The sequence below is a fragment of the Halohasta salina genome, assembly GCF_024178165.1.
In the GTDB taxonomy this organism is placed as follows: domain Archaea; phylum Halobacteriota; class Halobacteria; order Halobacteriales; family Haloferacaceae; genus Halohasta; species Halohasta salina.
This window is the reverse complement of sequence record NZ_JAMZIE010000008.1, coordinates 21,758-43,987: the sequence shown is the minus strand read 5'-3', so window position 1 is coordinate 43,987 and position 22,230 is coordinate 21,758. Positions and strand designations below refer to the sequence as shown.

Annotated in this window: 31 protein-coding genes; 22 read left to right on the top strand and 9 right to left on the bottom strand. The window is 67.9% G+C overall.

All coding sequences use genetic code 11. The features are described 5' to 3' along the window. Positions 1-2 precede the first annotated feature (2 nt). Positions 3-182 carry a hypothetical protein gene (locus NKJ34_RS13815; RefSeq protein WP_253738900.1) on the top strand — a complete coding sequence of 60 codons (180 nt, stop codon included), beginning with the start codon at positions 3-5 and terminating at the stop codon, positions 180-182. A gap of 49 nt (positions 183-231) precedes the next feature. Here the strand turns inward: NKJ34_RS13815 and NKJ34_RS13810 are convergent, their stop codons facing one another. Beyond that, positions 232-1,017, bottom strand: a complete 786-nt coding sequence (locus tag NKJ34_RS13810; protein ID WP_253738955.1) for a bacteriorhodopsin — start codon at positions 1,015-1,017, stop codon at positions 232-234. Between the two features lie 196 nt (positions 1,018-1,213). On the opposite strand from NKJ34_RS13810, the gene NKJ34_RS13805 reads away from it, so the two are divergent. Genes NKJ34_RS13805 through NKJ34_RS13790 form a run of 4 tightly spaced genes read left to right on the top strand, consistent with a single transcriptional unit; the run spans position 1,214 to position 3,916 of the window. Beyond that, positions 1,214-2,440: a bacterio-opsin activator domain-containing protein gene (locus NKJ34_RS13805; RefSeq protein WP_253738899.1), complete on the top strand. Its 1,227-nt coding sequence runs from the start codon at positions 1,214-1,216 to the stop codon at positions 2,438-2,440. A 49-nt stretch (positions 2,441-2,489) separates the two neighbouring features. Next, the gene (gene rimI, locus NKJ34_RS13800; RefSeq protein WP_253738898.1) at positions 2,490-2,966 is read left to right on the top strand and encodes a ribosomal protein S18-alanine N-acetyltransferase; all 477 of its coding nucleotides are present in this window, start codon (positions 2,490-2,492) and stop codon (positions 2,964-2,966) included. Between the two features lie 58 nt (positions 2,967-3,024). After that, positions 3,025-3,468 carry a DUF5810 domain-containing protein gene (locus NKJ34_RS13795; RefSeq protein WP_253738897.1) on the top strand — a complete coding sequence of 148 codons (444 nt, stop codon included), beginning with the start codon at positions 3,025-3,027 and terminating at the stop codon, positions 3,466-3,468. Positions 3,469-3,490: 22 nt separating this feature from the next. Next, the gene (locus NKJ34_RS13790; protein ID WP_253738896.1) at positions 3,491-3,916 is read left to right on the top strand and encodes a DUF5809 family protein; all 426 of its coding nucleotides are present in this window, start codon (positions 3,491-3,493) and stop codon (positions 3,914-3,916) included. 16 nt (positions 3,917-3,932) lie between these two features. Here NKJ34_RS13790 and NKJ34_RS13785 read toward each other — a convergent pair whose 3' ends face one another. Then, positions 3,933-4,154 carry a hypothetical protein gene (locus NKJ34_RS13785; protein WP_253738895.1) on the bottom strand — a complete coding sequence of 74 codons (222 nt, stop codon included), beginning with the start codon at positions 4,152-4,154 and terminating at the stop codon, positions 3,933-3,935. A gap of 167 nt (positions 4,155-4,321) precedes the next feature. Here NKJ34_RS13785 and NKJ34_RS13780 point away from each other — a divergent pair, with 167 nt between their 5' ends. From NKJ34_RS13780 to NKJ34_RS13725, 12 genes are all read left to right on the top strand, one after another. Continuing rightward, a complete protein-coding gene (locus NKJ34_RS13780; protein ID WP_253738894.1) occupies positions 4,322-5,554 on the top strand; it encodes a translation initiation factor IF-2 subunit gamma in 1,233 nt (410 codons plus the stop codon). A gap of 16 nt (positions 5,555-5,570) precedes the next feature. Then, positions 5,571-5,942: a PIN domain-containing protein gene (locus NKJ34_RS13775; protein ID WP_253738954.1), complete on the top strand. Its 372-nt coding sequence runs from the start codon at positions 5,571-5,573 to the stop codon at positions 5,940-5,942. 1 nt (position 5,943) lies between these two features. Then, positions 5,944-6,522 (top strand): DNA-directed RNA polymerase, encoded by a 579-nt coding sequence (locus tag NKJ34_RS13770; protein WP_253738893.1) that lies wholly within the window; start codon positions 5,944-5,946, stop codon positions 6,520-6,522. Beyond that, entirely contained in the window at positions 6,523-6,720 is a 198-nt protein-coding gene (gene spt4 / locus NKJ34_RS13765; RefSeq protein ID WP_253738892.1) for a transcription elongation factor subunit Spt4, read from the top strand. Positions 6,721-6,722: 2 nt separating this feature from the next. Then, positions 6,723-7,295 (top strand): GTP-dependent dephospho-CoA kinase family protein, encoded by a 573-nt coding sequence (locus NKJ34_RS13760; protein WP_253738891.1) that lies wholly within the window; start codon positions 6,723-6,725, stop codon positions 7,293-7,295. 73 nt (positions 7,296-7,368) lie between these two features. After that, entirely contained in the window at positions 7,369-7,674 is a 306-nt protein-coding gene (locus tag NKJ34_RS13755) for a 30S ribosomal protein S24e (protein WP_253738890.1), read from the top strand. An 8-nt stretch (positions 7,675-7,682) separates the two neighbouring features. Next, the gene (locus NKJ34_RS13750) at positions 7,683-9,317 is read left to right on the top strand and encodes a bifunctional N(6)-L-threonylcarbamoyladenine synthase/serine/threonine protein kinase (protein ID WP_253738889.1); all 1,635 of its coding nucleotides are present in this window, start codon (positions 7,683-7,685) and stop codon (positions 9,315-9,317) included. A gap of 63 nt (positions 9,318-9,380) precedes the next feature. Beyond that, complete coding sequence (locus NKJ34_RS13745; RefSeq protein WP_253738888.1) at positions 9,381-9,782, top strand: hypothetical protein; 402 nt, start codon at positions 9,381-9,383, stop codon at positions 9,780-9,782. A 1-nt stretch (position 9,783) separates the two neighbouring features. Next, positions 9,784-12,690, top strand: coding sequence for a hypothetical protein (locus NKJ34_RS13740; protein ID WP_253738887.1), 2,907 nt, complete (start codon positions 9,784-9,786; stop codon positions 12,688-12,690). 41 nt (positions 12,691-12,731) lie between these two features. Further along, positions 12,732-13,016 carry a DUF5808 domain-containing protein gene (locus NKJ34_RS13735; protein WP_253738886.1) on the top strand — a complete coding sequence of 95 codons (285 nt, stop codon included), beginning with the start codon at positions 12,732-12,734 and terminating at the stop codon, positions 13,014-13,016. Between the two features lie 65 nt (positions 13,017-13,081). Then, positions 13,082-13,663 carry an RdgB/HAM1 family non-canonical purine NTP pyrophosphatase gene (rdgB, locus tag NKJ34_RS13730; RefSeq protein ID WP_253738885.1) on the top strand — a complete coding sequence of 194 codons (582 nt, stop codon included), beginning with the start codon at positions 13,082-13,084 and terminating at the stop codon, positions 13,661-13,663. Positions 13,664-13,834: 171 nt separating this feature from the next. After that, on the top strand, positions 13,835-14,245 hold the full coding sequence (locus NKJ34_RS13725) for a DoxX family protein (protein WP_253738884.1): 411 nt from the start codon (positions 13,835-13,837) through the stop codon (positions 14,243-14,245). A gap of 22 nt (positions 14,246-14,267) precedes the next feature. Here NKJ34_RS13725 and NKJ34_RS13720 read toward each other — a convergent pair whose 3' ends face one another. From NKJ34_RS13720 to NKJ34_RS13695, 6 genes are all read right to left on the bottom strand, one after another. Beyond that, entirely contained in the window at positions 14,268-14,939 is a 672-nt protein-coding gene (locus NKJ34_RS13720; RefSeq protein ID WP_253738883.1) for an Ig-like domain-containing protein, read from the bottom strand. Between the two features lie 66 nt (positions 14,940-15,005). Next, the gene (locus NKJ34_RS13715; RefSeq protein WP_253738882.1) at positions 15,006-15,608 is read right to left on the bottom strand and encodes a DUF7384 family protein; all 603 of its coding nucleotides are present in this window, start codon (positions 15,606-15,608) and stop codon (positions 15,006-15,008) included. Beyond that, a complete protein-coding gene (locus NKJ34_RS13710; RefSeq protein ID WP_253738881.1) occupies positions 15,605-16,264 on the bottom strand; it encodes a potassium channel family protein in 660 nt (219 codons plus the stop codon). The genes NKJ34_RS13715 and NKJ34_RS13710 overlap by 4 nt, the downstream gene beginning before the upstream one ends. Positions 16,265-16,314: 50 nt before the next feature. Further along, positions 16,315-16,836, bottom strand: a complete 522-nt coding sequence (locus NKJ34_RS13705; RefSeq protein WP_253738880.1) for a PH domain-containing protein — start codon at positions 16,834-16,836, stop codon at positions 16,315-16,317. 73 nt (positions 16,837-16,909) lie between these two features. Further along, positions 16,910-18,202, bottom strand: a complete 1,293-nt coding sequence (locus NKJ34_RS13700) for an amidohydrolase (protein ID WP_253738879.1) — start codon at positions 18,200-18,202, stop codon at positions 16,910-16,912. Between the two features lie 60 nt (positions 18,203-18,262). Further along, complete coding sequence (locus tag NKJ34_RS13695; protein ID WP_253738878.1) at positions 18,263-18,595, bottom strand: uS10/mL48 family ribosomal protein; 333 nt, start codon at positions 18,593-18,595, stop codon at positions 18,263-18,265. Positions 18,596-18,868: 273 nt separating this feature from the next. On the opposite strand from NKJ34_RS13695, the gene NKJ34_RS13690 reads away from it, so the two are divergent. Beyond that, on the top strand, positions 18,869-19,312 hold the full coding sequence (locus NKJ34_RS13690) for a bis(5'-nucleosyl)-tetraphosphatase (RefSeq protein ID WP_253738877.1): 444 nt from the start codon (positions 18,869-18,871) through the stop codon (positions 19,310-19,312). Positions 19,313-19,315: 3 nt separating this feature from the next. Further along, entirely contained in the window at positions 19,316-20,290 is a 975-nt protein-coding gene (locus tag NKJ34_RS13685; RefSeq protein ID WP_253738876.1) for a DUF5787 family protein, read from the top strand. A gap of 28 nt (positions 20,291-20,318) precedes the next feature. On the opposite strand, the gene NKJ34_RS13680 is transcribed toward NKJ34_RS13685, so the two are convergent. Next, positions 20,319-20,834 carry a DUF5797 family protein gene (locus NKJ34_RS13680; protein WP_253738875.1) on the bottom strand — a complete coding sequence of 172 codons (516 nt, stop codon included), beginning with the start codon at positions 20,832-20,834 and terminating at the stop codon, positions 20,319-20,321. A gap of 111 nt (positions 20,835-20,945) precedes the next feature. Here NKJ34_RS13680 and NKJ34_RS13675 point away from each other — a divergent pair, with 111 nt between their 5' ends. Genes NKJ34_RS13675 through NKJ34_RS13665 form a run of 3 tightly spaced genes read left to right on the top strand, consistent with a single transcriptional unit; the run spans position 20,946 to position 22,184 of the window. Then, the gene (locus NKJ34_RS13675; protein ID WP_253738874.1) at positions 20,946-21,203 is read left to right on the top strand and encodes a DUF5789 family protein; all 258 of its coding nucleotides are present in this window, start codon (positions 20,946-20,948) and stop codon (positions 21,201-21,203) included. 51 nt (positions 21,204-21,254) lie between these two features. Further along, positions 21,255-21,575 carry a transcription factor S gene (locus tag NKJ34_RS13670; protein WP_253738873.1) on the top strand — a complete coding sequence of 107 codons (321 nt, stop codon included), beginning with the start codon at positions 21,255-21,257 and terminating at the stop codon, positions 21,573-21,575. Then, entirely contained in the window at positions 21,576-22,184 is a 609-nt protein-coding gene (locus NKJ34_RS13665) for a DUF6517 family protein (protein ID WP_253738872.1), read from the top strand. Positions 22,185-22,230 lie beyond the last annotated feature (46 nt).

Genomic DNA, 22,230 nt, shown 5'->3' with positions numbered 1-22,230 from the left:
GTATGTCCGTTCTCAGTCGGTATCTCGCGTGGTTCGGCGACCAGCAGCTTCCGATGCAAGTTGTCTCGACGGTGCTGTTGTTCGGGCTGCTGTTCGTCTCGGGCGTCTACACGCTCGGAGTCGTTCCGGTGGTCGTCGTCGCCGCCGTCATGGTCGACCACTGGTACCGGGCGGAACGCTGAGGCTTCGGGAGTCGGAGCCCACAAAAAACCGAGGGCGGAGTCGTCGGGATTAGTCGTCGGCCGGCGTCGCCGAGCCGAGGCCGCCCGAGGCGACACTGCCGATGATCGATTCGTTGGCCGCAACCCATCGCAGCAGCAGGTACGCGAAGAAGTACTTCGCGCCGATGTCGAGCAGGCTGTAGGCCCACGAGGTCTGGGTGGTCGTGAGGACGTTGATCCCCTCCGAGCCGAGCGCCCAGAAGATCGGGTAGCCGAACCACAGCACGACGGTCAGGGTCTTCAGCGTGCCGAAGATCTCCGACGTTCCGGCGGCGGCCGCGTCGTCGGGCCACTCGTAGAGGAGGACGTAGATGACCGCCAGGAAGAACGTACAGCTAATGAAGTACCAGAACCACCGCAGCGCGAGCGAGGAGGTGGTCAGGGCGGCTGCGAGCCCGGTGACACACATCCCGATGTCCATGGCCACCGCGGTGAAGATCTTCGTCAGGTTCGAACCGGCCAACAGCCCCAGCGCCGTGAGGATCATCGGCGTCGAGAACGCCCACGTGAGGTAGCGACCCCACATGATAAGCGCCTCCTCGGTTCCTCCACCCGGATAGGGAACGTCGACGTAGCCGACTGTCAGTCCCGATACCAGCCCGGTGTAGCTGGAGATCGACACCAGCGGCACCATCAACGTCGCCACGAAGATCAGCTGGGAGCGTGGATCCTCGACGTTACGCCCCATATAGACGAACAGGAGGATCGAGAGCCCCGCGAGGGCGATGTTCGACCAGAACGATAGTGCCAACGACTGGTTGGCGGCGATCTCTTGGAACAGTTCTCCCTGTGTCATGGCTACCGATGCTACCGAGAGGTCGGCGACGGCTGTCGATATCATAATCTGGATTTATACTAACAACCCGGCCTCTAAAACGCATGACCTAACTGGTACGGTATGCGTGCTGACCAACCGGTCGGCAGTTCATACATAATATATGTATTTTTATGTTGCGGAAATATTTAACACAGTTACGTGCCAACAGCCGGCTATGACCGTCCCACGAGTGTTGTTGGTGCGCCCGTCGGGTCGACCGGCCGGCGAGGAGAGCCTGCCGCTGGTCGCGCTGCCAACCGACCGAGGGGTCGCGTCGGTGCCGACCCACACGACCGACCTCCTGCAGTCGGTGTCGGGCGTGCTCGCGGCCGCGACCGACCGGCCGGCGATCGAGCGAGGGATCTGTGAGACGCTCGTCGAGACGGGGGGCTACGCGGCGGCATGGGTCGGTCGTTTCGACGACGGGACGCTCCGGCTGTCGACTGCCGAGAGGGTGTCGACCGAGACGGTGTCGTCCGAGGCGCTCCCAACAGCGGTGACGGCGGCCGCCGAGGCCGGCAGTCTCCAGCAGTGTGTCGCCGCCGACCGCGAGGGAACGGTCGCGCCGGCGGCGGTCGGTGCCGATCGGCTGGTGGTCGTCCCGCTCCGGTACGGCGACCGGCGCTACGGGCTGTGTGGCGTCTACGGCGACTCGACCATCGGCGGCGAAGAAGGGCTGTTGGCGGCCGTGGGGACGACCGTCGCCGCCGGGCTCCACGCCGCCGAGACCGCTCGGATCCTGACGACCGACCACGTCACCGAGCTGCAGATCACGGTCAGCGACCCCGAGACCCGCCTCGCGCGGCTGGCCGCCGCGGCCGGCGGGCGCGTCGAGCGGTGTGGAACGACTGCCGCCGGTGCCGACGACTGTGAGTTGTATCTGGCGACCGCGGCCGACACCGACCCCGAGACCGTCGGCGAACTGCCGCTCGTCGAGTCGACCCGTGTCGTCGCCGCAACCGACCGGCGGCTGACGCTCTCGGTCACGGTGTCGACCGTCCATCCCGACGACGAACTCGCGGCGTTCGGCGCGACCGTGACTGCGGCGAGCGCCACCCCCGAGGCCGCCGAGTTCACCGTCGAGGTCCCGCCCGAGCAGGACGTTCGCTGCCTGCTAGAGGCCCTCCGGACGCGGTACGACACCGTCGACCTCCGGAGGCGGACCGAACGCGACCGCCGGGACCGGCACCACACCGAGTTCGCCGCGGCTGTAGACGAGCGGCTGACCGACCGCCAGGGAGCCGCCCTTCGAGCCGCCCGGCTCAACGGCTACTTCGAGTGGCCCCGACCGGTCGACGGCAGCGAGATCGCTGCGACTATGGACATCACCCGCCAGACGTTCCACCAGCACCTCCGGGCGGCCGAGCGGAAGTTAGTCGCCGCCTACGCCGAGGGACGCTGACTGGCGGCGAACCCCACGGGCTTTTCCTCCCGCACTCCCTACTCTGCCCGTGGTCCCGAGCCCGACGGTCGACGCCGAGACAGTTACGGTCCGGCAGGCGACCCGTCCGGATCTGCTGTCGATCCACCGGCTCGAAAAACGCGTGTTCGACGAGCCGTGGTCCTACGCAGTGTTCGAGGAGTTCCTCGGCGAGCCCGCCTTCCTCGTCGCCGACCTCGACGGTCGGCTGCTCGGCTACGTCGTCGCCGACCGGACCGCCAACAACGGCCGGGATTTCGGCCACGTCAAGGATCTCGCGGTCGACCCAGAAGCCCAACGGAACGGGATCGGACGGCTGCTGCTGCGGCAGGCCGTCTCGCGGCTACTCGTCGAGGGGGTCGTCCGGATCAAACTCGAAGTTCGCGAGCACAACACCGCCGCCAGACGCCTCTACGCCCAAGAGGGGTTCGAGCCGCGCAAGCGGATCCCGCGGTACTACCACGACGGCGAGGCCGCCCTCGTGTTGGTCTACGAGTCGCGCCGGTGATCGGTCGGGGGTCGGCCGACCACTGCTGTTTTAGTTAGCTCCTCCCTACTGGGGGCCAATGGGCTACCTCTGTCCGGTGTGTGCCGAACCGTTCGGCGACGCGGCAGCGTGTGCGAACCATCTGGCAGTGACGGCGATCCTCCACGGCGAGGACCACGATGCGTGGCTCGCCGACGCGGTCGACGAGGCGGTCGATGGGGGGGTTGACACGGTCGACGAGGGGGCCGGCGACTGGGAGTCGATCCCCCGCTCCGAACTCGCCGATCTGGTCGCCGACCGCGCCGAGGAGACGACCGACCACGACCATCCCGGCGAGCACAGCCACACCCACCCGGTCGACGGGAGCCACGAGGACACCACGCAGGGCCGGCCGGCGATCACCGAGTCGGCGGCCGAGACCGCCCAACTGGACGCCGACGCGGAAGCGATCCTCGACGAAGCCCGGGAGCTAACCGAACGGATGCAGCAGCGCGGTCCCGACGACGAAGGAAAAGAGTCCTAATCCGTCGCATTGGTGTCGACGCATGGAGACCGCAGGCGTCTACGAGTTCGAGTCGGTCGACGCTGCCCGCGAGGCCTACGAGGCTGCCGGGCCAGCCGCGCAGGTCGTGATCAAGGAGGCCACGAAGGCAATGGCGTTCGACAACGCCGAGTACGACGAACGGGTCACCGGTGCGGTGATCGAGACCGCGCGCGACGCGATGTTCGCCTCGCTTTTGACCACCTACGATGGCTCCCGAGGGGATTTTGACGAGTGGTGTGACGACAATCCCGACTACTCGGTCGACCTCGCCGGCAGCGAGTCGGTCGCGTCGGTCGTCTGGCATCCGGTCGGCTTCGCCGAGACGGTCGTCGCCGCCAGCTACCAGCACGAACCCGAGGCTGCGGCCGCGACCGTCCGCCGGCGGGCGTTCGGTCGACACTACCGCGGGGAGGTAGGCGACACCTAACGCCGCTTGCGGCGCGTTAGGCGTGGAATACCTTGCCGATCGTCTCGGAGTCGATATCCCAGCCGCCGTCGGGTTCGTCGGCTTCGGGTTTGTAGTAGCGCGTCGACTGCTTGCCGTCGGGGGCGGCGTCGCTCATGTAGGCCAGCTCGGAGATCTCGATCCACCCCTCGTCGTCGGATGCCTCGTCGGTGACCGCGCGTATCTCGCCGTCGTCGCCCGTCCGGATCCAGCGTGTCATGGTATCGTTCGCCTATCAGTTTCCGTGGATATGAACCTCCCGCGGTCGTGTGGCTGTGGCTCACAGTCGCCGCCGTCCCACGTCACACCGTGACGGTCCGCCGGGAGAACAGCACCTTTATCAGGCGTTCGGGGCGAATTTCTCACAAGATTACTTCCAGGAGGTCAATGGTGACACAAGAGACAACACAACCGGAGGTGAACATCGGACTCGTCGGCCACGTCGACCACGGTAAGACGACGCTCGTCCAGGCGTTGAGTGGGTCGTGGACCGATCAGCATAGCGAGGAGATGAAACGCGGGATCTCGATCCGGCTGGGGTATGCGGACACCACGTTCCGCAAACTACCCGGCGTCGACGCGCCCGCCTGTTATACCGTCGAAGAGAGCGGTCCCGACGGCACCGAAAGCGAACCGCTGCGGACGGTGTCGTTCGTCGACGCGCCCGGCCACGAGACGCTGATGGCAACGATGCTGTCGGGCGCCTCGCTGATGGACGGCGCGGTGCTCGTCGTGAGTGCGACTGAAGACGTCCCCCAGTCGCAGACCGAAGAGCACCTGATGGCGCTAGATATCATCGGCATCGAGAACATCGTCATCGCCCAGAACAAGGTCGACCTCGTCGACCGCGACCGGGCGGTCGACAACTACGAACAGATCCAGGAGTTCGTCGAGGGAACGGTCGCCGAGGACGCCCCGATCGTCCCGATCAGCGCCCAACAGGAGGTCAACCTCGATCTCCTGATCGAGGCCATCGAAGACGAGATCCCGACGCCCGAGCGCACGGCGGGCGAGGACGCCCGGATGTACGTCGCTCGGAGCTTCGACATCAATCGCCCCGGCACGACGTGGGAGAACCTCTCCGGCGGCGTCGTCGGCGGGAGTCTCGTCGCCGGCGAGTTCGAGGTCGACGACGAGATCCAACTCCGTCCCGGCCGCGAGGTCGAGGAGGGCGGCAAAACCGAGTGGCAGTCGATCGAGACCTCGATCCGGTCGCTGCAGGCCGGCAGCGAGAGCGTCGACTCGGTGACCCCCGGCGGCCTCGTCGGCGTCGGCACCGGCCTCGACCCAAGTCTCGCCAAGGGTGATGCCCTCGGCGGGCAGGTCGCCGGCACGCCCGGCAGCCTGCCACCGACCCGTGAGGCCTTCGAGATGGATGTCGACCTCCTCGATCGGGTGGTCGGCGAAAACGACGAGGTCGAGGAGATCTCGACCGGCGAGCCGCTGATGCTCACTGTCGGCACCGCGACCACGGTGGGGGCAGTGACGAGCGCGCGGACCGGCGAGTGTGAGGTCAACCTCAAACGGCCGGTCTGTGCGCCCGCAGGCGCCAAGATCGCTATCAACCGCCGTGTCGGCGCGCGGTGGCGGCTGATCGGCGTCGGCACGCTGACGGAGTAAGATGACGGCTGTTGGCATGGATACGAACGCGCTGATGATGCCGGTCGAACTCGGCGTACGAGTGTTCGACGAGCTCGACCGGCTGTTCGGAGCCGGCGCGGCGGAATATCTCGTGCCACGGGCCGTCGTCGACGAACTCGATGCGCTGGCGGCCGGCAGCGGCGAGGCAGCGAAAGCTGCCAGCGTGGGAAAAGATCTTGCGGATCGGTGTCGTGTAGTCGAAACGAACGAATCGTATGCGGACGATGCGGTGGTCGAACTCGCGGTTGACGGCGACCTCGCGGCCGTCGTCACGAACGACCGCCCCCTGCGCGACCGCCTGCTGTCCCGCGGCGTGCGCGTGGTCGGCCTTCGGGGCCGAAACAGACTCGGGATAACGGAACCATAACATGTACAAACGGGTACGACTCAAAGACACGGTTGAAGTGCCGCCACAGCAGTTGGCGGACGTGACGCCACAGCGGGTCAAACACCTGCTGCAGGACAAGTTGGAAGGACGGATGGACGAAGACGTCGGCAGTGTCGTCAGTATCGCCGAGGTACACGACATCGGGGAGGGAACGGTGCTGCCCAACCGTCCCGGCGTCTACTACGAAGCGGAGTTCGACGCGATCACCTTCGACCCCGACATGCAGGAGGTCGTCGACGGGACGGTCGTCGAGGTCGTCGAGTTCGGCGCGTTCGTCGGGATCGGCCCCGTCGACGGGTTGCTCCACGTCTCCCAGATTTCGGACGAATACCTCGCCTATGACGGCGAGAATCAGCAGCTGGCCTCGACCGAATCGAACCAGACCCTCGGCGTCGACGACCCCGTTCGGGTGCGAATCGTCACGAAAAGTATCGACGAGCGGAATCCCCGCGACTCGAAGATCGGCCTGACGGCCAAACAGCCCGGCCTCGGCAAACACGACTGGCTGGAGAGCGACCGCCGAAAGCGGAGCCAGGAAGCCACCTCGGAGGGGAGCTAAATGGTCGAATCACGGCTCGCCTGCCGTGAGTGCCACTACGTCAACGACGCCGACGTCCAGAACTGCGTCAACTGCGGCTCCTCGAGCCTCACGGAGGACTGGGCGGGGTACGTCATCATCCCCCATCCCGAGGAAAGCGAGATCGCCACCGAGATGAACGTCACCGAGCCCGGCAGCTACGCCCTCAAGGTCCGATAGCCGTGCTCCGGCTGCCCGACTCGCTCCGCGATGCTTTTAAAGAGCCGTTCGGGCCCGTCTACACCGACACCGACGAGCTGCTGGCAGCGGTCGACTCGGCCGCGGCGGATGCCGCCGTGACGGACGCCCCTGCCGACGAGCCGCCACTTATCGCTGTCGGCGATGTCGTCACCCACCACCTGCTGGCGGCCGACCGCCAGCCCGATGTGGCGGTGGTCGACGGGAAGACCGAGCGCGAGGTGGTCGACGAGACCACCGCCTCGACCCTCGCCGATCCCGATGCCGCCACCCGCGAAATCGAGAACCCGCCGGGAACGCTCTCGCGGGCGCTGTTGTCGGCGCTGGCCGCAGCGATCGACTCCCCGGAGCCGATCCGACTCGTCGTTGACGGCGAGGAGGATCTGGCGACGCTGCCGGCGATCGTCGCCGCCCCCCGCGGGGCGAGCGTCGTCTACGGGCAGCCCGGCGACGGGATGGTCCACGTCGCGGTGACCGCGGCGGCCACCGACGAGGCCCGGTCGTTGCTCTCCCGCTTCGACGGCGACACCGCGAGCGCACTGGCGATCGTCGACTGAGGGTCCGCCTGCCGGCGAGCGGGGGCTTCGAAATCCTTTTACAGCGTTCCCGTGGAGTTATGAGCAACTGACCATGGACGTTACCATCATTTCGGAGGAGGACAATCCGATGCTGCACCGCACAGATATCCGGTTCGAGACGGTTCACGACGAGACCACGCCCTCCCGGCTGTCGGTCCGTGACAGCCTCGCGGCCAAACTCGACAAGGACTCCGACGAGGTCGTGGTTCACGAACTCGATACGGCCTTCGGCATGCGCAAGACGGTCGGCTACGCCAAGGTCTACGACTCCCCCGAGTTCGCCCGCGAGGTCGAACAGGAACACATGCTCGACCGCAACAAGATCGACGAGCCCGAGGCCGAAGTCGAGGAAGCCTAACCGGCCGAATGCGCGTTCTCGGCATCGAAGGCACCGCGTGGGCCGCCAGCGCGGCCGTGTACGACGATGCCGAGGAGTCCGTTTTTATCGAAAGCGACCCCTACCAGCCCGACAGCGGCGGCCTTCACCCGCGTGAAGCCGCCGAACACATGGGCGAGGCCCTGCCGCAGGTCGTCGACCGCGCCCTGCGCCACGCCGCCGAGACGGCCCCCGAGGGCGCCAGTGCCCCTTACGACGTCGACGCCGTCGCCTTCTCGCGGGGGCCGGGACTCGGCCCCTGTCTGCGGACCGTCGGCACCGCCGCGCGGGCGGCCGCCCAAGCGCTGGATGTCCCGCTCGTCGGCGTCAACCACATGGTCGCCCATCTGGAGATCGGTCGACACCAGTCGGGCTTCGAGTCGCCGGTCTGCCTCAATGCCTCGGGCGCGAACGCCCACCTGCTGGGGTTCCACAACGGTCGGTACCGCGTGCTGGGCGAGACGATGGACACCGGCGTCGGCAACGCCATCGACAAGTTCACCCGCCACATCGGCTGGAGCCACCCCGGCGGGCCGAAAGTCGAGGAAGCGGCCGCCGAAGGAGAGTTCATCGACCTCCCGTACGTCGTCAAGGGGATGGACTTCTCGTTTTCCGGGATCATGAGCGCCGCCAAGCAGGCGGCGGACGACGGCGAGGCGATCGACGATATCTGTTTTTCGTTGCAGGAACACGTCTTCGCGATGCTGACCGAAGTCGCCGAGCGCGCGCTGTCGCTCACCGGCACCGACGAACTCGTCCTCGGTGGCGGCGTCGGGCAGAACGCCCGGCTTCGGGAGATGCTCGATACGATGTGCGAGTCCCGCGGTGCGGCGTTCCACGCCCCCGAGCCGCGATTCCTCCGGGACAACGCCGGGATGATCGCCGTGCTGGGTGCCAAACAGTTCGCCGCCGGTGATACCCTCGCCATCGCGGAGTCGACGGTCGACCCCAACTTCCGGCCCGATCAGGTGCCGGTGACGTGGCGAGACGACGAGCCCTCGGTCGCGCGTGGATTGGATCAGGGAACGGTCACCCAACGCGGCGCGGAGGCGGTCGTCGACGTGGTCGACCCCGGCGAAGAGGACGTGAGCCTGCCGTCGACGTACGTCCGCAAGCGTCGGCTGCCGAAGGCCTACCGCCACCCCGCACTCGACGAGACGCTCCGGGCCGAGCGGACGACCGCCGAGGCCCGACTCACCGCCGAGGCCCGCCGGGCGGGCGTGCCGACACCGCTGGTGTGGGACGTCGACACCGCCGAGTCGACGATCCGGTTCGAACACGTCGGCGAGACCGATCTGGCGGCCGCCCTCTCGACGGGGCCCGTTCGGGCGGTCGGCCGCCATCTTGCGGCGATCCACGACGCGGGATTCGTCCACGGCGATCCGACCACGCGAAACGTCAGGATCGGCGACCGGACGTGGCTGATCGATTTCGGTCTCGGCTTCCACACGGGCCACGTCGAGGACCACGCGATGGACCTCCACGTCTTCCGGCAGAGCCTCGCGGCCACCGCCGACGACCCGGCACCGCTCGAACGGGCGATGCTGGCGGGCTACCGCGAGGCCGGCGACGAGGCGGTCGTCGACCGACTGGCGGCCGTCGAGGACCGCGGTCGCTACCGCTGATCGAGTATCAGAACTGATTGTTGGATGTCGGAGGGTTAAGTCGGTCGGCCGTCGTGAGTCGGTATGCGCCGTCGTTTAGTCTCCCGTCGTTCGCTGCTTACCGCTACGGCCGGCACCGCAGCCCTCGCCGGCTGTGTCGGCGGGGGCGAGTGTCGGAGCGTCTTCGACGGCACCGAGCGCGTCGCCGCCGGCGAGATGCGCGTCTACGACGCCGAGGTCGCGGCCGGCCAGCGGCTCTATCTCCAGTTCCGCCGGCTCGACGGCCCGGCGGCGGCGGTCGGTGTCTTCGACGGAGCCGACGAACCCGTGTTCCGGCGGCAGGACGTAGACCGACTCGAAGAGATCATCGAGGTCGACGAACCGGGACGGTACGCCGTGGTGACCCGCAACGAGTCGAACGCGGACAGCGGCCAGTGGAAGCTACTGGTCGCGGTCTACCGGGGCTGGTGTACGGACGTCTTCTAGTATGACCGGGCGCATCGAAGGGGCCGTCTGGGTCGTCATCGGCGGGCTGGCGGCGACGGCGGTCTGGATCACGATGATCGCCTACACGACCGTCGCCCTCGGGCTGCTGGCGGGGGTCGCCGTCTGCGGGCTCTACACCGCCACCACCCGCCTCTCGGGGGTCCGGCTGCCGACCGCAGCCGTCACGCTTTCGACGGGCGTGATCGTCTCGACCGTCTCGATCACGGTCGTGGCCACCCGGTGGCTGCCGGCGATCTCGACGGCGGCGCTGGGGTACGCCGTCGGAATCCTCGCCACGTGGCTGCTGGTGAGCGGGGTCTCGCTCGACGAACTCGGTTCGTTCGCCGCCGTCGGCGGCCTCGGCCTCGCCGTCGTCGGCGGCGGGGTCGGGCTGTTGATCGTCGACGACGCGGTGCTGTTTCTGGCGCTGTTGGTCGCCGGGCTGGCCGCCGGCGTTGTCATCCCGCTGTCCGGCCGAGTCGCGGCGCTGTTCCGGGCCGGGTCGGCCCGAGCGGCCGACGACTCGATGAGTGTGGCCACCCGGTTCGGGGTCGAGGCGACGGTGATCGCGTTGCTGGCGATCACGGTCCCGTTCGGCTCGCGGGCGGTGGCGCTGTTCGGCTACGGGGGGCCGGCCGGCTTCCCGGTCGGGCTCGCCGGCGGCGGGCTGCTCAGCCTCGGGCTCACGACGCTCGCGGCGGGCCACGCCGACCGGCTCGTCGCGCTCCGCGACCGGTACGTCGAGCGGGTCTCACAGCTCGGCAGCCGGATCCGGGGATGGTTGGAGCGTCGACAGGGGGGGTCCCGGCGCGACCCCGAGGAGTCGGCCGACGAAGCGCGAAGCGAGGAAGAGCCCGCAGCCGCCGCAGGCGAGGAGGGGTCGCTGGCGGCCGCCAGCGACCTTGTCAACCGCGCGGCCGACCGGGTGGCCGACCACGGGCTGGTGATCGAGGCCGCCGAGCGGCTCGAAACACTGACCGACGGCGGACCGGAACTCACCGGACGGATGGAGGCCTTCTGGGGCCGGTTCAAAGGCGCGGTCGTCCGCGAGGGGCTGACCGCCGGGGCAGCCCTCCAGCTGTCGGCCGCCGAGGAGGCGGGCCGCGAGGACGATCCCGAGACCGCCCGCTCGCGGGTCGACGCCGCCCTCGAACTCGCCGCGCCGACGATCGGGTCGGTCGCCGCAGCGATCGTCCGCGGCCGGCGGGAGACCGGCGAGGGACTGTTGGACGCGCTGGCCCCGCTGCTGGCCCGGCTCGACCAGTTGCTGGCCGAGGAGCCGCCGCCCGAGGACCCCGATGACCTCGACCAGTACCAGTACATCCAGCAGATGCTCGAACGCCTCATCGGCGAGGAAAGCGAAGGGTTCGACACCGCGCTGTCGACGATCCGGGCGGCGGCGGCCGACGGCTGGTACTCGGTGCAGGCCGGCGACGGGGCGCTCGAAGACGGCAACTACCAGCGCGCGCTGACGGCCTACGTCGGGGCGATCGAGGCCTACCGCCGGGCCTACGACGTCGCCACTGACGCCGCCAAGACTGCGACCGCCGAGCGCGCGGCCCCCGACGACGAGCCGGCGACGACCGACGGCGACCGGACGGTCGAGGCCGACGCGTCGACCTACGCCGCCGAAGCCGACCGGATCGCCACCGCCCTCGAAGCCGTCTGTCACGACACCGCGGCGGTGGTGATCGCCGCCGTCGAAGACCTCTACGGCGCCCAGCCCCCGCCGACCGTCGACACCGACGCCCGGCGGACGATCATCCGGACGCTGCGGACGCTCCGGGAGACTCGGACCCGGATCGACGCGACGGTACCGCCGGTCGATCTCGCCGACGACCGTTACCAGCACGCCGAGATCGGCCGGTCGGTCGCCCGACTCCGCCGGCATCTCTCGACGGCCGACGGGATGGTCGAAGCGGGCAATCCCGAGGCCGCCGCGGACCACTACGAGCGGGTCGCCGACCGGCTGAACGTTCTCGGCAACCGCGCGGGGACCGCCGGACTCGGCGAACTCGCCCGCCGACTGCTGGACGCGGAGGTCGCGGTCGCCAAGCTGGCCGACGACCCCTCCCCCGAGGCGGTCGACGAGCGGCCGCCGCTGTCGGTCCCCGAGACGACCGACAACCGGGCCCCGGAGGTCGCTCCCGTCAGCCGACGGCTCCGGCGGACGTTCTGTGATCCCGGCTTCGTCGGCGTCTGGGAGTTCGTCGGCGAGGCGGCCGACCACCCGGTGCTCGAGGTGGCTGGCGAGCCCTACCCCGATCTGCTCGGGGCCGCGGAGATGGCGCTGTCGAGTCTCGATCCCATCTACACCGAGCCCGACGTCGGGGCCCTCCGGGAGTGGCTCTCGAAGCTGTCGACCGACGCGCTGTCGACGGCGGTCACGGCGGCCAGCGAGCACAGCCGCCGGATCGACGCCAGCGAGGTCGCGGTCCCGCCGGCGTTCGACGAGCCGCCGGCGATCCTCAAGGACGCCTCGGTGACGACGCTGCCGACCGCCGAGGGGATCGATACCCTCGCGGAGACGTGGGCCGACCGGGCGACGGCGGTGGCCGAGGCCGCCGACACCGCCGAGCGGCGGGCGGCGGCGGTCGACGGCTTCGCCGCGCTCGAAGACCGCCTCCGGACCGTTCTCGACGACCGGGGACAGGTCGACGCCAACCAGCTTTCCCCCGACCTCCTCGAAGTCGCCGCCTACAACCTCACCGGGGTCGCGTACGACCGCGAGGCGGGCGTGCTCTCGAAGACCGGCGAGATCGAACGTCGGAGCCACGACGAGGGGGTCGACGCCGAAGACGGGCCGACCGATAGCGAGGGCGGGGAAGCCGAGGCAGGCGGGGTCGACGACGCGGGCGACGGGACGAGCGACGAGACGGACGCGGTCGACAACGAGCCGCCGGCCTGAGAAGGCGAATTTTCATTACGCCAAAGCCTGTTAGGGGTAGTATGGCAGACAAATCCGACACCGGTCAGATCTTCGGCATTCCGTACAACTTCGAGCGGCCCTCGATCGGCCGCATGCTGTCGGCCTACTGGCAGCCCGGCAAGGGGATGCTCGTGAAGAAACCGTTCGGCGTCGGCTACACGCTGAACCTCGCCAACTGGCGGTCGCTGGTCGTCCTGCTGGTCGCCGGCGGACTCTACTACCAGGAGCGTTCTTCGGGCTCCGAAGACGACGCCGAGGACGTCTCCGAGGCCGACGAGCCCGTCGAGGTCATCGTCGACGACTGAGCCGCGAGACGCGCGTCGGGTCGCCGAACCGACGGCGCTTTGGCCCGCCGGTCGAACCGACGCGTATGCTCCACTACGTGACGACCAATCCCGGCAAACTCCGGGAGGCCCGCCAGTATCTCGGCGACGAAACGATCACCGACTACGACTACGACTACACCGAGATCCAGCACGCTTCGTTGGAGCCGATCGCCGCCGCAGGGGCCCGCGAGGCCTACCGTGAGGTCGGCGAACCGGTCGTCGTCGACGATTCGGGACTGTTTCTGGACGCCTTCGACGGCTTTCCGGGCCCTTACTCCGCGTACGTCGAGGACACCCTCGGCGTCGAGACCGTCTGGGAACTCGCCCAAACTGTCGAGGACCGGAGCGCTGCCTTCCGGTGTGTGATGGCCTACTGCGACGGTGGCGCTGTCGACGACCCGACGGGGCCAGGGCGAGTCGATGACGGCGAGCTCCCGGTGCGGCTGTTTGTCGGCGACGTCGCGGGGACGATCGTCGCACCGCGGGGCGACGGCGGCTTCGGCTACGACCCTATCTTCGAACACGACGGGTCGACGTTCGCCGAACGTAGCTCCGAGGCAAAAAACGAACTTTCCCATCGCGGCCGCGCGTTGGCGTCGTTCGCCGAGTGGCACGACCGACAGTAATCTTCCACGGTTTTTCGCCTCTGAGTCGGTGACACAAGGGTAAGCTGGTGGCATTTATGTCCGGGAAACGATATATTAGTGGCTGCCTAACGGTCGACGCACGATGTACTATCGTACTACAACCGGGCAGAATCGCATCGTAAACACGACATTTTCGGCGGTGAGTGCCTGATGTTGGACGCTGCAGGCGCGGGCGAACTGTTTTTGCTCGCGCGGCTGCTGTTCGGCGGCGTCCTCGCTTTTACCGGTCTGAACCACTTCACCGACACCGACTCGATGGCGGGCTACGCCGAGTTCAAAGGGCTGCCAGCCCCACGGGCCTCGGTGCTACTGAGCGGCGGGCTGCTGGTCTTCGGCGGGCTCTCGGTTGTCGCCGGGATCTACCCCACGATCGGCGCGGGCGCGCTCGCCGTCTTCCTGCTGGCCTCTGGCGTCACGATGCACGATTTCTGGGCCGTAGAGGAGGACGTCCAGACCGAGCTAACCCAGTTCCTCAAAAACGTCTACGGGACGGGCGCCGCCGTCGCCTTCCTCGTCGCCGCCAGCGTCCCGTGGCCCTACGCACTGAACGTCGGCCTCTAGGTCGACGCAGCCGTCTCGCGGCCTACTCGTCGAACTGACAGCGACCGATATCAGCGACAGCTCCGGTCACGTAGCTCTCCGTGTCCTCGATAACGACGCGGATATCGAACCGCGACTCGTTGATCGTGACCGACTCGGAGAGTTCGGCCTCGGCTTCGTCGCCGACTGTGACCCTGAGGTCGTGGCTCCCGACACGTCGAACCGTACCGAACTCGACCTCGCCGCCGGGGTGGAGGTCCCGCGTCGCATCGATGAGGGTCGTCCCGTCTTCGGCGGTGAGCGAGACGGTGATGGTTCGTTCGCCGTCGCGGAGTTGTTCGACGTAGACGGGCCGCTCCGTCGGAAGCGCTTTGGGTTCGACCGCCCGGAGTGTCAGCCGCTTGCGGTCGTCCGTCTCGGTCACCGACGGGTCGTAGTAGGTGCCGTCGACCGAGACGTACGACCCCTCGATGTCCATCGCCTCGGCCAGATAGATGCGGGCGGCTTCGTACCCGTCCTCGCGGGCCGCGTCGACCTCCGTCCGAATCGGGTCGGGCAACATGTCGTACGGGACGATCTCGCGATTACACTCCTCGTAGCGACGGTCGTCGCCGTCGGCCGACTCGGAATCGGCTCCCTCGGAGCCGGTCGACAGACAGCCTGCAACCGAAACCGCCCCCGCAGGGATCGCCGCCAGCAGCGTTCGTCGGCGCATACTGTCAGTACGACGTTCGATTTAAAAGAGCCTCGCAAGGGTCAAACGGCCGTTTGGGTGGTACAGCTACGTCGAGCCCCGCGGCCCGCGGTCCGGACCGGGATACGCGTCGGTGCGTTCGGACGCATACAGGCTCTCGGGGTCGAACAGCAGCGTGAAGGCGTCCGGCTGGCGGATGCTGACCGGGAACCGCTCGTGGAGCGCCACCCCCGTTCCCGAGGCCGTCAGCTCCTCGTCGAACGACAGCAGATGCATCGCCCCACCTCGGTAGGCCGAGGCTACTGCCGGGTGATCGCCGGCCGGCTGGTCGACCGGCTCGCGCCAGTCGTCGATGCAGTCGCGCCAGTCGGCCGCCAGCGACCGGTCGGCGACCGACTCGATGACCGCCGCGGCGTCCTCGATCAGGGGGTCGCTGGCGACGAGTGTCGTCCACGAGTGGCGGTAGACCGGTTCGAGTGCGCCTCTCGCCTCGCCGTCGAGACAGACGTCGGCCGCCAGCACGTCCGCGTCGGCGACGATCCGCGTCGGACTCGGTTCGGCCGGCTCACGAACGGCCCCCTCGTCGGCGTCGCTTCCGGCGTCGCCGGCTGCACGGCGGGCCGCGAGCGCCTCGCGGATTTCGTCGACGCTGACGTCGGGGACGGCCGCAAAGCAGTCGGCCCAACTCATTGCTCGCCGAGCAGTCGCGAGCGGACCTCGTCGACGGCTTCGGGGTCGACCACGAGCGCCAGTCGGTCGCCGGCCGCGACCGTAGTTGTCGGCAGCGGGATCGTCATCGGTTCATCGTCGGCCCCGTGGGCGTAGAGCCGGGCCGTCTCCGGCAGTTCGATCTCGGAGATCCGGCTGCCGACCACGGGGGCATCGTCGTCGGCGGTGACGACCGTCAACTGGAGCTGTTCGGTCAGGTCGCCGATGGCGTTGAGGCTTCCGCCCAGCAGGGCGGTTTTGGCCCCGGCTGCGCCGAGCCGCTGGGGGTAGATCACCTCGTCGCTGTCGGCACGGTAGGTCTCGTAGCGTTCGGCGGGGACGTCCTCGCTGATCCGCATCACCGTCCGGCAGCCGTACTCGTTGCCGATTTGGCAGATGGTGTGGTTGCTCTCGACGTCGCCGGTGATCCCGCCGACAGCGTCGGCAGTTTCGATGCCGGCCTCCCGGAGCACCGCCTCGTCGGTCCCGTCGCCTTCGACGACCGTTAGCCCCTGTTTTCTGGCACGTTCGGCCTTGAGGGGGTCGTTGTCGACCACGACGACCTCGTACCCCTCTTCGGCGAGCACGCGGGCGGTGCGGGAGCCGACGCGACCGTAGCCAACGACAATGAGTTTCATACACACAGTACAACCGGCCAGCGCAAAAAGGTGTGTCCCCGGCAGCCCCCCTAGAGGACTCCCGTGGGCTCGTTTTCCGGGCGGCTCAACAGCCGCGACAGCGTCTCGTCGACCCGCGCGGGGGTAGGGACGGCCCGAAACTCGATGTTCAGCGTGTCGCTGCCCGCGGTGTAGGCGGTCACGTCGCCGTAGCCCAGCAGCCGCTCGACCAGCGACTGGGAGAGTTGCGTGTTCTGGATGCGGGCGATCCGGATCCGGTCGACGTCCAGCGAGAGGAACCCTCGCTTGATGTAGACCTGCGTGGTGGTGATCACGTACCGGACCCGGTACCACCGCAGCAGGACGACCGCCAGCAACACGCTCGCGCCGAGTAGCGGCAGCAGCCGGATGACCGCCGGCAGCGGCCCATCGACGGCCGCGCCGACCGCCCCAACGACGAGCGCGCCGCCGACGCCGACCGCGACCGCGAGGCCCAACTGTGGCGCGATGGTGAACAGCGAGGGTCGACCGGTCCACTCGATTCGTTCGTCGGCCGACAGGGTGAGCCAGTCGGCCGACTCCAGACGCTCCATGGAGGACATTCGGTTGCCCTTCGGGCCGACCACGCTTCCCTGTTCGTACCGGTCGGATCGATCGACTGTCTCGTTACCTGTTTGGATCGCTCGCCGCGATCTCGCGGATCGACGCCGACAGCACGTCGATCCCGACCGCGATGTCGCGTTCGTCGACGTCGAACGTCGGGGTGTGGTGGCCGCCGGGGTGGTCGGTGCCGACGCCGACGTAGGCCGCCAGCCCCCCGTGGTTCTGGACGTGCTGCATCAGGTAGGTGGCGTCCTCGCTGCCGCCGAGGCTGTCGCGGTCGAGGACGCTTTCGACGCCCGGCGTCTCGCGGGCGACCGCGCCGACGATGTCGACCAACCGCTGGTCGCTTTCGGCGCTTGGGGCCTCGCCGAGCATCTGGATGTCGGCCTCGCAGTCGTGCATCTCGGCCGCCGAGTCGATGACGCGCTGGGCGTGGTCCCACATGTAGGCCATCAACTCGGTCGTCTCGCCGCGAACCTCGCCGTCGATGAAGGCGTGTTCGGGGACGATGTTGTTGGCCGTCCCACCGCCGACGAGCCCGGTGTTGATCCGGGTCGCGCCGTCGGAGTTGCGGGGGATCGCATGGAGGTTCTGGACCGCCGCCGCCATCGCCTGCACCGCGTTCGCCCCCGACTCGGGGCGGCCCCCGGCGTGGGCCGACTTGCCTACGAAGTCGACGCGGAACTGTGTGACGGCGAGGAAGTCGTCGATGCCGGCGACGACCTGTCCGGAAGGGTGATCGAGGCCGATGTGGAGAGCCAGTAGGTAGTCGACGTCGTCGAGGATCCCGGACTCGGCCATCGGCTTGCCGCCGGAGATCTGTTCCTCGCTGGGCTGAAAGATCAGTTTGAACGTGCCCGCAAAGTCGCTATCGAGGACGGCATCGAGAACGCCCAGCCCGATGGTCGCGTGGGCGTCGTGGCCGCAGGCGTGCATGTAGCCCTCGTTCTCGGAGCGGAACCCCTCGCTGACTGGCTGGTGGTCGTCGCCCTCGGATTCGGTGATGGGCAGGGCGTCGATGTCGACCCGCAGTGCGATCGTCGGCCCCGGCCCGCGTTCGGCGACCGCGACCGCGCCGGTGAAGCTCTCGCCGATCTCCTCCAACGTCTCCGCGTCGGCTCCGGCCTCGCGGGCGCGGTCGAGCCACTCGTTTCGGACCGACGCCTCGGGGACGTTGAGTCGCTGGTCGGCAGCGTGGATCGCGGGGCCGTACTGGATGTCGACCTCGCGGGCCCGGAGTTCCTCGATCAGTCGGGCAGTGGTGTAGAACTCACACCACGCGGGCTCGGGGTGGCGGTGGAGATCACGGCGGAGGGCCCGGAGGTCGTCGTCGGGATGGACTGCTGGATCGTGCATACCGCGTCGACGCGGGGAGCGAAAATAAAGGCCTGCTGACTGCGGTCGGCGCTCGTCCGGTTAGTTCTGGTTGTGGCCGAGCGGTTTCTTCCGTTCGACCTCGATCTCGACGTGGATCGAATCGTGGAACTCTCGGTGGCCGATCTCGCGGGCGATGTGATCCGCGCCGTGGATGTCGAGGCGACGCTCGTAGACGGTGTAATCCCAGCCCTCGAAGGTCGACCCCGGCTGGAGGGTGCGGTACTGCGGGACGCGGATCCGTTCGGCCGGCGAGGTGTGGGGCCCCTTACACTCGGCACCCTTGCGCTCGACCATCTCCTTGAGGTCGGTGACGGTGTCTTCGAGTACGGCCCGGTCGCCCGACTGAAAGGTGAGTTTCGTGACGAACGCCATGATGACTACAACCGACTGGGACCGCGAACACTAAAAACGCATCTACCGCTGGCTGGCGTGGGAGTCGCTCTCACGCAGGGTCGACCGCCAATAGCCCGGGGTAGTGGCCGGCTACTGTCGGGTCGCAGCCGACTACTGCCGAGTAGTGACTGCCTACGGCCGCCGTCATGGTCGCGGATCGCCACAGGGATCCGGAGGCACCGTGGTACTCACGGCCGTCGACTAGTACAGCCTCCGACACCCTCTTAACACGGGCTCGCATACCCGATGCTAATGACGGTAGAGGCGACCAGTGCTGGGGCGATCCTCTTCCGCGACACCCGCGGCCGACGGGAGTATTTGCTCCTCAAAAGCCGACCGGGGGACTGGGAGTTCCCCAAGGGCGGGGTCGAGGGAAGCGAAGAGCTCCAGCAAACCGCGATTCGAGAAGTAACCGAGGAGGCCGGCATCGAGGAGTTCAGGCTCATCAACGGCTTCCGCGAGGATTACGACTACGTGTTTCAGGCCAACGGGAAGACCATCCACAAGACGGTCCACCTGTTTATCGCCCACTCCTTCGAGGCGAGTGCCGAACTCTCCAAGGAGCATCGCGATCTCCAGTGGCGCGACTACGAGCAGGCGCTCAACACCATTACGCAGGACGGTCCCCGGGAGATCCTCGAAGCGGCCCACGAGTACCTCGAAGACCTGAAAGACGAGGACGGCGAGTACGTGTAGGCCGTGTCGACCGGTCGCTCGGAGTTCGTCTACGAACTACAGGTCTGTCGGTGGGCCGAACTCGGGTGGCCACCCGACGGTGAGACGCCGGCCTTCCTCATCGCCCGCCAACTCGGCACCAAACAGCGACGCTGGGATACCGTCGTCGTCGAAACCACCTCGGAGGCGCTGGCGGCCCGCCGGCAGTTCGGCGACCGCGAACTCGATTCCGACCTTCTGCATATCGTCCGCCACGCCCCCGCGGAGTGGACGTTTTACCGCGACGTGCTTCCGGAGCCCGGCTACCCGTGGCGCTACGTCCGGGAGGCGATCCACCGCGCCGACGACCGCGGAATCGTCGACACGCGGCGGGACGGCAATAGAATACAGATCAGGCGAATCGCGCCGTTTCCCGACTGGGTCGACCGACTGATCGCCGTCGAGAACAAGCCGGATCTCGACGCCAGCGCTGCCCGGCAGTTGGCCGATCAGCTACAGCACGACGTCGAGGCCGGCCTCGCTGACGAGGTGTGGGTTGCCACCGAACGGACGGGTCGACGGGTCGAGCCCGCCCTGCTGGAGTCGCTGCCGGTCGAGGCCGGGATTCTGACGACCGATTTCGAGGGCGGTGTCGACGTCGCCAGCGCCGCGGTCGAGTGGTATCCGACGCGGCTCTCGGCGGTCGAGGAGGCCGACGACAGACACCCCCGGCGGCTCGAACTCGCCGAGCGGGCCTACGGTCGGGGATGGCGCAACTACGACCGGACGATGCGGCCCGACTGTCGGTACTTCGAGCTGCGTCGAGCGGGACGCGCCCTGTTGCCGTGGTGTGCGGCCAAAGGTCGACACCAGTCCTCGCTGGTCTGTGGGAGTGGCTGCGACGATTTCGAGCCCGAGCCGCCGGCGTGGCGCACCCGCGGCTGGCCGATCGAGGGCGGGCCGGGGAAGGGAATCTCGAGGCTGTTGGCCGACCGCGCGGAGCGCTGGAATCGAGAGTAGTCGCTGCCTACGCTGCCGTAGTCGGTGGCTACTCGTCGGTGGTCTCGACGTCGACCGCATCCCGCTCGACACAGCGCCGGAACGTCGGCACGGTGCGGTAGATCACTTCGACGACGCCCTTGCGTTTGAGGCTCTGGAGGGCGCGCCGGACCTCGCCGGCTTCGGGGTCGATGTCGTAGACCTCGCGCAACCCGTTGAGGACGCTGACGACGCTCTCGGAGCGGTCGGCGGGGCCGGCGACGGTCTCGAACACCTGCGCTTCGAGCGGCGAGACGCGGATCGAACTCGGCGGCTCGTCGGTGCCCTGTCCCTCTGTGGGGGGTTCGACACCCGGTTCGACGCCGGTGAGTTCGACGGCCTCGGCGGTCGACCGAATGAGGCTGTCGTCGTCCCTGAAGTAGTACTCCTTGAGGTGGCCCTCCAGATACTGATGGACCTCGCTGCCGCTGTCGAGCCCCCACCGGTCCTGTAGCTCCTTGTTCTTCGTCGGCTGGAGTTCGACGATGTCGCCCAACCGATCTAGCTCCTCGTCCGTGAGGCTCATCGGCCGACTGTTCCGCGCCGGCCTATATCGGCGTTCCGGGTTCGACTCGTCGGTGATACTGTCAGGGAATCCTCCAGAGGGGCTAAGTCGTGTGGAACCGTGAGGGATAGTGTGACTACCCGTATCAAAATCAACCGTGTGAAAAACGCCCTCGACCGGGTCGACTACCCGCTCGACCGGGAGACCGCTGCCGCCGAGTTCGATGACGTGACGCTGATCCTCGCCGACGGTGAGGCCAATCTCGGCGAACTGATCGCCAACTGCGACCGAGCGGAGTTCGATTCGGCCGACGATCTCGACACCGAACTCAACAACGTGATGCCGATCGAGGCCGTCGGCGAGCCGGGACAGTCCGAGGGCGACGCCTGACCGGTCCCGAACCCCGTTGTTTAAGTATCGCAGTCGTCTTTCGATCCGCTAATGGAGTTTTGTGACGACTGCGGCTCGATGATGAAGACCGAGGGCGACAAATGGGTCTGTGGCTCCTGTGGGTTCGAGCGACTGCGCGACGAGGCCAAAGAGGCCGCGATGGTCACCACGCAGGGTCAAGAGGACACCGAGATCGTCGACGTCAGCGATGCCGAGGATAAGGGGCTGCCGACGACGACCGCCCAGTGTCCGAACTGTGACAACGACCGGGCCTACTGGTATATGCAGCAGATCCGGGCGGCCGACGAGTCCGAAACGCGGTTTTTCGTCTGTACCGAGTGCGAACACAAGTGGCGGGAAGACGACCATTAGATGCCGATCCCGCCGCCACCGGTCGACGACTCCCGGCTGGCCGACTGGCGGCAGACCGATCGGACGATCGAGGCACCGTTTTCGACGCCGATAGTGTCGGTCGAGACACACACGGTCGTCTACGAGGAACGGACACAGCGTGAGCGGATCCGCGAGGCGACCGGTCTCGATCACCCGTGGCGCTTCTTTTTCAGTAGTCGAGTACGGCTCGATCCGCCCCAACCGCCGAACCCGATGTTGAGTTCGCTGCTCCGCTCGCGGGTCTTTTCGGCGTTCGTCGACCGGCTCGCCGATCGCGGCCTCACCGATATCACCGACCAGGAGCGCGGACGGCTCCGGATCGCGGGCTCTGCGGGCGTCCGGAAACGGTATCGGGCGCGGCTCCGCGTCGACCCGGCTGCCGAAACGGGCGACCCGCTTGTGGTTCCGGTCGAGGCGCTGGTGGCCGTTTGGGCCGACGACGACTACCTCGTCGCCGGGGGTGCGTACCCGGCCGGCTCGCCGGAGGCCGGTCCCGACGGGCTGGTGGCTGAACTCCGGGACGAGGTCGACCCGACGGCCGACCGCGAGGAACTGGTGGCACTGATCAACGGCTGTGGCGACCAGTAACCGGCGTCGAACACGCTCGTCGACCGGTTGGCTAATCGGCCGCCGA